This window comes from Streptomyces sp. SAS_272 (assembly GCF_052543235.1).
Map to the genome: position 1 here is coordinate 19,240 of NZ_JBMNDR010000104.1, position 11,280 is coordinate 30,519.

The following is an 11,280-nucleotide window of genomic DNA, read 5'->3' on the forward strand; positions in this document are numbered from 1 at the left end:
CCCCAGTGTCGCCCATCGGCCGGAGCGGTCGGCAGGGGGGCGACCGGACCCGTCCGGCCGGTGACCGGGCTCCCGCCGAAGTTCGGTACGATATACCCAGTAGGGGTATATGTCTGGAGCCGGAGCACTGGAGGGCACGATGACGACCACCGAGGCCGACGCGGAAGCCCTCTCGGCCCCCGACCCGCACACCCCCGCCACCTCGGAGAACCCCGGGCCCCCTGGGCCGCCTGGGAATCCGAAGCACCCGGCCGGAGCCGTCCACGGCTACCACGAGCAGAAGGCCGAACACCTCAAGCGGCTGCGCCGCATCGAGGGCCAGATCCGCGGCCTGCAGCGCATGGTCGACGAGGACACCTACTGCATCGACATACTCACCCAGGTGTCCGCCTCCACCAAGGCCCTGCAGTCCTTCGCCCTGCAGCTCCTGGAGGAACACCTGCGGCACTGCGTCGCCGACGCGGCCCTCAAGGGCGGCGACGAGATCGACGAGAAGGTGGAAGAGGCGACCAGGGCCATCGCCCGCCTACTGCGCACCTGAGCCCGCGGCCCCTTCCCACCCGGCCCGCTCCTCGCCCACCCGCAGCACCTGGTCGATGCTCTCCATGCTGAGCCGTTCCTCGCCGGCCGCCGAGGCCGCGATGATCAGCTCCCCGCACAGTTCGATCTCGGCGAGGGCCACGTGGTCCTGAACTGCCGTGCCGCCGCCGCCCGGAGCCACGCGCATCACCTCGTCTCTGCCGTCACCGTCTTCCTAGAGTAGGGAGCGGTCCACACGGCGCGCATGGCACGGACGGGCTAGTCCTTACGACCGCCCTGTGGCCGAAAACACTCGGCCCGGGCGGAGCCCGCTACTCCGCGATCCGTCCGGCGTAGATGTCGGCCGCGGCCGGCAGCCGCACCTGGACGGGAGCGCCGAAGTCGTACAGCAGGGTCGTCGAGGCGACGGCGACGGGATTCTTCCGCTGCCCGTTCACAAAGCTGAACCGGTGCCGGATCTTGCGGATCCGCCCCTCGTCGTCGAGGTAGACGTCGAACGGCACCCGAGCCGTGGCGAACCCCTTCGCCGCCGCCCGCAGCGCGTCCCGTCCGCCCGCCGACGCGTGCTCGGCGGCCGCCGACAGGTCGGCGGTGCCCCGGTAGTGCCGCACCGCGGTCCCTGCCACCTCGGTCCGCCCCACGTACGTCGCCGTGCGCGTCCCGCGCAGCACCTCGGCCGCGGCGAACGGATCGGTGGCCCCACCGGTCACCAGGTTCCCGTCGGACAGGGTCGCCGTCGCCACCCGCACCCACTTGTCGTCCGGCACCCCGGCTCCCCGGTTCTTCATGAACAGCGCCCCAGGCGCGAGGAGTTCGGTGATCGGACGGTGCTCACTGGTCCCGGCGGGGTCCTGCGGCAGCAGCACCTTCAGCTGCCCGAGCTGCCTGCGGTAGTCGTAGACGCCCTGCCCGCGGATGGTCACCAGGGTCCCGCCGGTGGCCATCTCCATCGACGTACGGGCCTTCGAGGTGCCCGCCGCGACGAGAGCGTCCGCGGCCAGGTGCAGCGTCCGCACGGGGTCGGTCGCCCGCCCGTCCTCGACGGCTGCCGGACCGGCCGAACACCCCGCGGCGCACACGCAGATCCCGGCCGCGATCCCGGACAGGAACGCCCCGCCCGCCTTCCTCCGACCCCGCTCCGCCATGGCCTGCCAACCCCCAGCCGGTACGTCCGTCACGGACCCCCGTCGCTCCCCTTAACGACGGCTGGGTGCCCCCGTCACGCGGGCCGGAGCGATGACGGACCAACGAGGCTGGGTAACGTTGTCCATGTGACGCAGCAGGACGGCTCGCCCGCCCCCCGCACCGACGGGGAACACCGCACCACGACCGTCGAACAAGGCCGCTTCTGTCTCGCCCGCTGCACCTGCGGCTGGCGCGGCCCGGCCCGCAGAGCGAGAAGCATGGCCAGATCGGACGCGGAGACCCACGCCCACGGCTGACCGGCCGCCGGCTCCGCCGGTCCACGTGCCGGCCCGCATGCCGGACGGCAGACCCGCCCGGCGGACGTCACCGTTCCGTCACCGCCGGCGGCCGGCGGAACCCGTGGTCTCCTGGCCCCGTCTCGCTCTGTGAAGCCCACAGCGGCCGAGGGAAGGCGCAAGAACATGGAACGGCGTACGTTCATCGCGGGCGGCGCGGCCGCGGTCGCGGCGGCAGCGACCGCGTGCAAGGCGAACGGCGGCAGCGCCGACGGCGCCGCCCCCGGCACCGCGTCCGCCGGCGGCAGGTCCGGCGAGACGACCCTCCTCACGACGACCAGCGTCTCCGCCCCCGCCAACTGGGCCGCTCTGGCCCGCGGCCTGGACGGCACGCTGGTCCGCCCCGGCGAAGCCTCCTGGGCGGCGGCCCGTCAGCTCTACAACACCCGCTTCGACGGCCTGAAGCCCGCGGCGGTGGCCTATGTCGCCCACGCCGACGACATCCGTACGGTCATGGCCTACGCCCGCGCCCACCGGATCAAGGCCGCGATCCGCAACGGCGGCCACTCCTACGGCGGCTGGTCCTCCGGCGACGGCCGGCTGATCATCGACGTCTCCAGGCTGAACCGGGTCCGGGCGAGCGGCGGCTCGGCCGTGGTCGGCGCGGGCTCCAAGCTGATCGACGTCTACCGGGCGCTCGCGGCGAAAGGCGTGACGATCCCCGCGGGCTCCTGCCCGACGGTCGGCGTCTCCGGCCTCGTGCTGGGCGGCGGCCATGGCGTGGTCTCCCGCGCCTACGGCCTGACCTGCGACAGCCTCACCCGCGCCACCGTCATCACCGCCGACGGCAAGCAGCTCACCGCCGACGCGACGAGGAACACGGCCCTCTTCTGGGCCCTGCGCGGAGCCGGCAACGGCAACTTCGGCGTCGTCACCGAGCTGGAGTTCAAGACCCACCCCGCGCCCCAGGCCGTGACGGGCTACCTCACCTGGCCCTGGTCGAAGGCGGCCGCGGTGGTCAAGGCGTGGCAGGAGTGGGGTCCGGCCCAGCCCGACGAGATCTGGTCCTCCCTCCACGTGGCGAACGCCCCCGGCGGCACCCCCACGATCTCCGTCGCCGCGTTCTGCATCGGCACGTACGGCCAGCTCGAGAACGCCGTCGACCGCCTCGCGGACCGGGTGGGCGCCCCCGCCACGAACGTGTCCCTGCGCCGGCGCACGTACGAGGCGGCGATGGAGATCTACGCCGGCTGCTCGTCGTTCGCCTCGGACGCCCAGTGCCACCTGCCGGGGTCCACGCCGGGCCGCTCCCCGCAGGGCGCGCTGGGCCGGGAGACCTACGCGGCCCGCTCGGACTTCTTCGACGTCTCGCTCTCGGCGGCGGGCATCCAGACCCTGCTGAAGCAGATCGCCTCGGTGCAGGGCGGCACGGGAAGCATCGCGCTGACGGCGCTGGGCGGCGCGGTGAACCGGGTCTCGCCGTTGGCCACCGCGTTCGTCCACCGCCGCTCACGCATGCTGGCCCAGTACATCGCGTCCTGGCGGGCCGGCACGGCGGGGACGGCGGCGCAGTCCTGGCTGAACACCGCCCACCGGGCGATGGCCCCGTACGCCTCGGGCGCGGCCTACCAGAACTACGCGGACCCGACCCTGACGAACTGGCGCAAGGCCTACTACGGCGACGCGCTCCCCCGCCTGACCCGGCTGAAGCAGCACTACGACCCCAGCGGCTTCTTCACCTACCCCCAGGCCCTGTGAAGCCCAAAGCCTGAAGCCTGAAGCCCGAGGACGACGTCAGGCGGCGAGGTCCCGCTCCTCCGCGGCGACCTCGGGCCGGGTGCCGCGGGCGAACCCCTCCCGCTCGCCGGCCCGAGCCGACCGGCTGCGCACCAGCCAGCCCGTCCGGGGCGACCGGTCGACGGCCCGCAGCACCGGGGTGAGCAGCATGGAGGCGACCGGCGACAGCAGCAGCGCCACGGCGGTGCCGAGCGCGAACCCGCCGATCACGTCGGTCGGATAGTGCACGCCCATATAGACCCGGCAGAACCCCTCGAGCAGGGCGATCCCTATCCCGACGAGCCCGAACTTCCGGTTGGCGACGAACAGCCCCACGGCCATGGCCATGGTGAGCGTGGCGTGGTCGCTCACGAACGAGTAGTCGGTCTTGCCGGAGACGAGCACCTCGAGACCCTGGTGATCGCGGAAGGGCCGCGGCCGCTCGACGAACCCTCTTATCGGCACGTTCACCAGCACGGCGACGGCTGCGGCGAGCGGCGCCCACACCAGGGCGGCCACGGAGGAGGCGGCCTCCTCGGCCCCGCCCGGCCGGCGGCGCACTCCCCACCAGCACCACACGATCAGCAGGATCATGGCGAGCAACAGCCCGTATTCACCGACGAATTCGACGATGCGGTCGAACCAGCGCGGGGCGTCCTCGGCCAGCCCGTTGATGTCGTAGAGCAGGTCGACGTCGGGGTTCGACCCGGATTCGGCGAGTCCAGCCATGGTGCTGCGGCCCCTTCGTCGTGTTCTGCTCGGCGCGCCTCGCATGCGCCCGCTTCAACAGGAACGCACGGCCCCGGTTGATACGTTCCACTCTCCACTGAATGATCACTCAGACGTTATCGAAGAGAGACAGATCCGCGCAGCTCAGAGCCGGGGTTCCGGCCCGCCTCACACCCTCGTCGGGAGCGCTTTCGCGCCATCTTCGGTGACCCGGGTGGCTCCGAAGTACTCAGCGGTGTCGATGGGGTCGAACCGGATGACGGCCCCCGTGTAGGGCGCGTCGATCATGTACCCGCCCCCCACGTACATCCCGACGTGGTGGATGGCCCGCGAGTTGTTGAGATCGGTGGAGAAGAACACCAGGTCCCCCGGCAGCAGCTCGCTCCGCTTCGGATGCGGCCCGGCGTTGTACTGATCGTTGGCGACCCGGGGCAGGGTGATCCCGACGCTCTCGTAGGCGGCCTTGGTCAGCCCGGAGCAGTCGAACCGTCCTCCCTGGTCAGCGGTGCCGTTCCCACCCCACAGATAGGGCGTGCCGAGCTTCTTCTGCGCAAAGTAGATGGCCCCGGCAGCCTGCTTGGAGGGATCCACCCGAGAAACAGGAGCGGCGAAGGACTTCTCGAGCGTGCGGATCGTCTTGACGTAGTTCTGCGTCTCGCGGATGGAGGGAACCCCACCCGCCCGGATGACGCGGTCGGGGCCCGCGTTGTAGGCGGCGAGCATGTTGTTCGTGGTGTCTCCGGGGACTCCCCTGACGTACTTCGCCAGGTCGCAGTCATAGGAGGCGGCCGATGGAATCGCGTCATTCGGATCCCAGATGTCGCGGTCGCCGTCGCCGTCACCGTCGACGCCGTGCGTGGCCCAGGTGCTGGGGATGAACTGTGCGATGCCGCGGGCGTCGGCGTGACTGACGATGTCCGGATCCCACCCGCTCTCCTGGTACAGCTGGGCTGCCAGCAGCGCGGGGTTGATGGTCGGACAGAGGTTGCCCCACTTCTGAACGAGCGTCTGGTAGGCCGATGGCACAGCCCCCTTGGCGAGCCCGACGCTCCCGGCCCCGACGCCGTTGACGAGGTTGCCTGCGACGACGTACACCCCTATGACGAGGAGCATCACAAAGCTCAGCCCGAGCCCGACCGTGGCTCCGCCGACCACCCAAACTTTTCGCACGTCTCAACCCTCCCCCACCACAACCCTGTTTACGGGTCTTTTCCCAACCTGTCCGTGTCGTGTGCGCTACTTCGAGACGAACCCGCGGCATTCGATGGTGGCGTACTTCTGCGGCGCCTGGGCATGGAGGAAGAGCACGGTCCAGTCACCGGGGTCGTTCGCGACAGGGATCGCGTCGCCGGTCTTCTTGCCCCGCACGATCTGCCGGAAGTCGTCCGGGTAGGTCAGGTACACCCATTCGGTGCCCAGCGCGACGGGCTTGCTCGTGTATCCGAGGTCCACGTTGTCCATCAGTCCCCCTTCGAAGGGCTTGCCGGTGTCCGAGTCGATCGCATGGGGGGACTTCACGGCCACCGCCACGTAGTAGGGCGTCGTGGCAGCGGCCTTGAGCCGCAACCCGATCCGCCCCTTGCCCGAGGTGTAGGGAGCATCGGAGCCCGCCTCGGCGACCGACGACTCGAACTGCTCGCTGCGCTCCTCCAGGGGCAGATTGCACGCGCCTCGCCCGTCCTGTGATTGCGGATCAGCCTTCCAGAGGTCACGGGAAGGGTTCGTCTGCTCCACGTAGGCCGGCGGCTGGAGCTTCGACTCGTCACTGCCGGCGTTCGTGGGGGCCGCCGAAGTCGCTCCACCGCCTGACGCGCCGTCAGTGCTCTTGTCTCCGTCGCCCTCCGTGCCGGGAAGCAGGGTGAACGCCGCGGCCACCCCCACCGCTACGGCCAGCCCCGTCGCTCCCGCGATCAGCCACGGCTTCCTCCGCTGCCCGTCGGCCGAAGCGGAACGGACCGTCTGCGTAGGGGTGTACCCGTAGCCGTGCGCGGGCGGCGCTGTCGGCAGGTCGTGCGTGCCCAGGGGCGGATGCGCCGGAGGGGCCGACGGCCCGGGTGATGCGGCGGGTGTCCGGAACGAGGAGGCAGGAGTGGGCGGAACTGCCTCCGCCAGGTCCGCGAGCCCCGCGTAGAACGGGTCCTCCACGAGGGCCGACCGCACCTCGCACCACGCGATCAGCTCTCCGAGCCCGGGCCGGTCCGCCGGCGCCTTGGCCACGCACGAGTCGATGAGCGCGGCCAAACCCGATTCCACACCCTCGAGATCCATGGGCTCGTGGACGGCGCGGTAGCTCACTCCGGCGGGCTCCCCCGAGCCGAACGGAGGCCGGCCGGTGGCCGCGTAGGCGAGCGTCGCACCGAGCGCGAAGACGTCTGCAGCCGGTCCCGCCTCGTTGCGCAACAGCACCTCGGGAGCGGTGTAGCCCGGCGTACCCGGGGCGAAGCCCGCCTCGGTGAGCGCCGTCTGCGCCGCGCTTCGCGCGATGCCGAAGTCGATGAGCTGCGGACCCTGAGCCGCCAGGATGACGTTCTGCGGCTTGAGGTCCCGGTGGGTGACTCGCTGCGCGTGCACGGCTGCGAGCCCCTCGGCCAGCGCCGCGAGCAACCCCCGGCACGTCTCGGCGGGCAGCGGCCCCTTGGCCGCCACAGCCCGGCTCAGCGTCGGCCCCGGCACGTACTCCGTGGCCAGCCAGTAGGGCGCCGTGTCCAGCGAGGCGTCGATGAGGTTGGCCGTGTACGCGCTGCGGACCGCCCGCACCGTCTCCACCTCGCGCCGGAACCGGGCCAGCGCTTCCGGATGGTCGACGATCTCGTCCCGGATGACCTTGATCGCCACGAGCCGTCCACCGGGCGAGCGCCCGAGGTAGACCTGCCCCATGCCACCTGCGCCGAGCCGCGCGAGAAGCGTGTGCGCGCCTATCCGCGCGGGGTCATGAGCCTTCAGTACGTCCACCGAACCGACCTTGCCACATAGATCAGTTGGCCAAGGAGGCGGTCCGTGCCTCTGTCTCCGTGCCGCCGTCGCGAACCGGCCGGTGTCCGCGATCGTGGGCGCGCCCGGTGGGTAAAGGAGCGACCGGGCCGGCGTCAAGCATCGCCCAACGTTCGATCCCTTGATCGTCATGCGGGGCCATGATTCGGCAACACGTACGACCGGCCAAGGGCTCGGACATACGTTCCACCCCGTGAACCCTGAAGGCATCCCCCACAGTTCTGTTCAGCGCCCTGCGGCCGCCACCGCCCGTCGCGCGCTGCTGCGCGGCCTCGCCGGCACGGCGACCCTGGGCGGCCTCGCCCTCGCGGCGGCCCCCGCCTCCGCCGCCCCCCGCGCGACCACATCGCGCGGTACCGCACCCCGGCCCACCGACGCCGCCGGGGCGCTGCGGGAACTCGCCGCGGGCAACCGGCGCTGGCGCACCTACTGCGAGCGCCATCCGGACGAGACGCCCGCCGTCCGGACAAGCCTGACGGCCGGGCAGCAGCCGTTCGCCGTGGTCCTCGGCTGCATCGACTCGCGTGTGCCGCCCGAGCTGGTGTTCGACCAGGGCCTCGGCGACCTGATGACGGTCCGCAGCGCGGGCGAAGTGCTCGACGAGGCCGTTCTGGGCAGCGTGGCCTACGGGGTGCTGGAACTGGGGATACCGCTGGTCATGGTGCTCGGACACCAGTCGTGCGGCGCGGTGAAGGCCGCGGTGCAGGCGGATCTGAGCGGTGAGCGCCTGCCCGCCCACATCCAGTATCTCGCGGACCGGATTTCCCCGTCCATCGACCGCACGAAGACGGGCGACGCCCGCGTGGACTCGACCATCGACGCCAACATCCGGGCCGTCCGCTCACACCTCGCCGCCGAGCCCGACCTCGCCGCGAAGATCTCGGCCGGCGAACTTGCCGTCGTCGGGGCCCGCTATGAGCTCACCACCCAGCTCGTGCACCCCATCGCCTAGGGCTCCTGGGAATCGGAGGCCGCCTCCCGGTACAGCTGCGCGGCCTCCGGTCCGAGGACCACGCTGTACGAGACGTCGTCGGTGGATCCGCCCTGCTCGTGACCGCCCAGTATGCCGACGACCTCGCCGTAGCCGTTCACCCACGGGCTGCCGCTGGTGCCGCCGGTGAAGCCGGGGCAGGCTATGCGCTGCTGGGTGGCGGTGTGGACGGTGGGCTTGTTCACGCACCGGATCGGCGCCTCGGCGGCATTGGGGTATCCCGTGACGGTCACGGGCGTGGCCCCCGTGGCGGTGCCCGTGGCGAACCGGTTGCCGCCGACCACGTCCTCGACGCCCTCGCCGTCCTGCTCCTCGAGCGCGGCGAACGCCACGTCGCTGTCCTCGTCCTGCCCCTGTGTCCACCCGTCGGGCAGGAAGACCTTTCCGACCTTCCAGACCCCGTAGGGGGCCTCGCCGTCCCGGTAGCCGGGGACGAACGCCACGTCGCCTGCGTCGAGCAGACAGTGCGCCGCCGTGACGACGAGATCGCGGTGCGGGCTGTGCACCACGGACGCCGTGCAGACGTGCCGGCCGGCCAGTCGGCCGGCGTCCGCGTCGTCCGCCGCGAACAGCGCGCCGACCTTCGCGGACTGCGGCGTCGACACGGCCACGGCCGTCACCCCGAGGGGCCCGGGGCCCCCGTCGGCGGCCGCCTCGGAGGCGGAGGTGACGGCCAGCAGCACGGCCGCACCGAGCAGTGCTTTTCGGTTCATCGGATCCACTGTGTCCCACGAAGGTGAGAGAAGCGACAGATAGCACTTCGGACGCTACCCGCACTCGGCCCACACAACCGTTCCTCCTTCGCTTCCCCGTACGGATGCCCTCCAGCGGGCGGCGCACGCCCGTACGAGGTACAGTCCCCGCCCGTTTCCGGAGTCGCCTCCCGGCGGCGGCACGAGTCCGGCGAGGGCGACGACGGAGAGGCCCCGGTCCGCCTCCGTGTGACGAACGACCCGGAGAACGTCGTCACGACGAACCGCAGGGGCTTCCCCGGAGGCCACCCGGAGATCACCCCGAGGGCAGACCCGGCCCGGCCCGGCGCCCACCCCGCGACGTACGTGATCCGCACTGCGGACCGAGGCGCGCGGTGACCGTCCACCACTACCCGCCGCCGCAACCGCACTTGAGGTCCACACGCGCCCGGCGGAACCTGTGAACTTCCCGTGTACGGGGTCAAGTCCGGGCCATCGCCCCGTCACGCGCCCACCATTGATCAGCAATCACCCACGCCCTCCGGTATTGCGGAAGTCAGGATTCCGCCGGGTGTCTTGTTGTCGCGTACTCAACAAAGGAACAGTCGTCGTGGGCCGCCGCCCGCCTCCGGGGACCACGTACCGGTGGCACGCATCACCCCCCCACCCGCACCGCCCCTGTCACCCCGTCATCAGGAGCTGTCCGTTGCGTACGACGACTTCCCCCGCCTCCCCCGCCAGATCCGGCCGACGACGCCGCACCGGCGCCTCGATCCTCGGTGCCGCCGCACTCGTGCTCGCCGGACTCGGCACCGCGGCCCAAGCGAGCGCGGCCCCCGCCACCACCGCCGAGACGGCCTCCTCGAAGGTCACCTGGGCGGCCACCCCCTGTGCCACCCCCAAGCACAAGGGCGACCTGACCTGCAACTCCTTCCGCGTCACCGGCGGCACCACCGCCTTCCAGAAGGAACGCGCCGCCGACACCGGCCGGACCGCCGGCGTCACCCCGAAGGCGGCCGCCGCGGCCCCCACCGGCTACGGTCCGTCCGACCTCCAGGACGCCTACGGCCTGGCCGGGGCCGCCTCGAGCAACGGCTCCGGTGAGACCATCGCGATCGTCGACGCGTACGACGACCCGAACGCCGCCGCCGACCTCGCCAAGTACCGCTCCTACTACGGCCTCCCCGCCTGCACGGTGGCGAACGGCTGCTTCAAGAAGGTGAGCCAGACCGGCTCGACGACCTCACTGCCCTCCGCCGACAGCGGCTGGGCCGAGGAGGAGTCCCTCGACCTCGACATGGCCGCCGCGGTCTGCCCGAACTGCAAGATCCTGCTGGTCGAGGCGACCTCCGCCTCCATGACCAACCTCGGCAAGGCCGTGAACGAGGCCGTGACGCTGGGCGCGAAGTTCGTGTCCAACAGCTACGGCGGCTCCGAGTCCTCCTCGGACACCTCGTACGACACCTCGTACTTCAAGCACGCCGGCGTCGCCATCACCGTCAGCGCGGGCGACGAGGGCTACGGAGCCGAGTACCCGGCCGCCTCCAAGTACGTGACGTCCGTCGGCGGCACCGCCCTGTCCACGTCCTCGAACTCCCGCGGCTGGACCGAGAAGGTCTGGAACACCAGCTCCACCGAGGGCACCGGCTCCGGCTGCTCCGCCTACGACGCCAAGCCGACCTGGCAGACCGACACCGGCTGCGCCAAGCGCACCGTCTCCGACGTCTCGGCCGTGGCCGACCCGGCGACCGGCGTCTCCGTCTACGACTCCTACGGCGTCACCGCCGGCTGGTACACCTTCGGCGGCACCAGCGCCTCCTCACCCATCATCGCCGCCGTCTACGCCCTCGCCGGCACCCCCGGCAGCAGCGACTACCCGGCCTCGTACCCCTACGCCGCCGCCGGCGCCTCCGCCCTGAACGACGTCACCAGCGGCAGCAACGGCACCTGCTCCTCCAGCGCGTCCTACCTCTGCACCGCCCGCTCCGGCTACGACGGCCCCACCGGCCTCGGCACCCCCGAGGGGACGGACGCCTTCACCGGATGACCTGACCATCCGTCACACCGATCAGCCACAGTGGGCCGTGGGGGCCACCCGTGGCGAAAGGGCGAACGGGCCGCGGCACCCAGCCGCGAGATC

11 protein-coding genes are annotated in these 11,280 nt (G+C 71.6%); 5 read left to right on the top strand and 6 right to left on the bottom strand.

Features of this window, described 5'->3' with window-relative positions; genetic code table 11:
* Window positions 1-139 precede the first annotated feature (139 nt).
* Window positions 140-541, top strand: a complete 402-nt coding sequence (locus ACN6LD_RS36930) for a metal-sensitive transcriptional regulator (RefSeq protein WP_445045434.1) — start codon at window positions 140-142, stop codon at window positions 539-541.
* On the opposite strand, the gene ACN6LD_RS36935 is transcribed toward ACN6LD_RS36930, so the two are convergent.
* Window positions 527-727, bottom strand: coding sequence for a hypothetical protein (locus ACN6LD_RS36935; protein ID WP_319193894.1), 201 nt, complete (start codon window positions 725-727; stop codon window positions 527-529). The genes ACN6LD_RS36930 and ACN6LD_RS36935 overlap by 15 nt on opposite strands.
* A 124-nt stretch (window positions 728-851) precedes the next feature.
* Window positions 852-1,685, bottom strand: coding sequence for a hypothetical protein (locus ACN6LD_RS36940; RefSeq protein ID WP_319193892.1), 834 nt, complete (start codon window positions 1,683-1,685; stop codon window positions 852-854).
* Between the two features lie 126 nt (window positions 1,686-1,811).
* Here ACN6LD_RS36940 and ACN6LD_RS36945 point away from each other — a divergent pair, with 126 nt between their 5' ends.
* The gene (locus ACN6LD_RS36945) at window positions 1,812-1,982 is read left to right on the top strand and encodes a hypothetical protein (protein ID WP_319193891.1); all 171 of its coding nucleotides are present in this window, start codon (window positions 1,812-1,814) and stop codon (window positions 1,980-1,982) included.
* 165 nt (window positions 1,983-2,147) lie between these two features.
* On the top strand, window positions 2,148-3,719 hold the full coding sequence (locus tag ACN6LD_RS36950) for an FAD-binding oxidoreductase (RefSeq protein WP_319193890.1): 1,572 nt from the start codon (window positions 2,148-2,150) through the stop codon (window positions 3,717-3,719).
* Window positions 3,720-3,755: 36 nt separating this feature from the next.
* Here ACN6LD_RS36950 and ACN6LD_RS36955 read toward each other — a convergent pair whose 3' ends face one another.
* The 3 genes from ACN6LD_RS36955 to ACN6LD_RS36965 all read right to left on the bottom strand — a co-directional run bounded on the left by ACN6LD_RS36955 (window position 3,756) and on the right by ACN6LD_RS36965 (window position 7,418).
* On the bottom strand, window positions 3,756-4,466 hold the full coding sequence (locus ACN6LD_RS36955) for a phosphatase PAP2 family protein (protein WP_445045435.1): 711 nt from the start codon (window positions 4,464-4,466) through the stop codon (window positions 3,756-3,758).
* Window positions 4,467-4,634: 168 nt separating this feature from the next.
* The gene (locus ACN6LD_RS36960) at window positions 4,635-5,579 is read right to left on the bottom strand and encodes a C40 family peptidase (RefSeq protein ID WP_445045441.1); all 945 of its coding nucleotides are present in this window, start codon (window positions 5,577-5,579) and stop codon (window positions 4,635-4,637) included.
* Window positions 5,580-5,702: 123 nt separating this feature from the next.
* Entirely contained in the window at window positions 5,703-7,418 is a 1,716-nt protein-coding gene (locus tag ACN6LD_RS36965) for a serine/threonine-protein kinase (RefSeq protein WP_319193887.1), read from the bottom strand.
* A gap of 232 nt (window positions 7,419-7,650) precedes the next feature.
* On the opposite strand from ACN6LD_RS36965, the gene ACN6LD_RS36970 reads away from it, so the two are divergent.
* The gene (locus tag ACN6LD_RS36970) at window positions 7,651-8,409 is read left to right on the top strand and encodes a carbonic anhydrase (RefSeq protein ID WP_445045436.1); all 759 of its coding nucleotides are present in this window, start codon (window positions 7,651-7,653) and stop codon (window positions 8,407-8,409) included.
* Here the strand turns inward: ACN6LD_RS36970 and ACN6LD_RS36975 are convergent.
* On the bottom strand, window positions 8,406-9,161 hold the full coding sequence (locus ACN6LD_RS36975) for a trypsin-like serine peptidase (RefSeq protein ID WP_445045437.1): 756 nt from the start codon (window positions 9,159-9,161) through the stop codon (window positions 8,406-8,408). The two genes, ACN6LD_RS36970 and ACN6LD_RS36975, sit on opposite strands and share 4 nt — an antisense overlap.
* Window positions 9,162-9,846: 685 nt before the next feature.
* Here ACN6LD_RS36975 and ACN6LD_RS36980 point away from each other — a divergent pair.
* On the top strand, window positions 9,847-11,187 hold the full coding sequence (locus ACN6LD_RS36980) for a S53 family peptidase (protein ID WP_445045438.1): 1,341 nt from the start codon (window positions 9,847-9,849) through the stop codon (window positions 11,185-11,187).
* Window positions 11,188-11,280 lie beyond the last annotated feature (93 nt).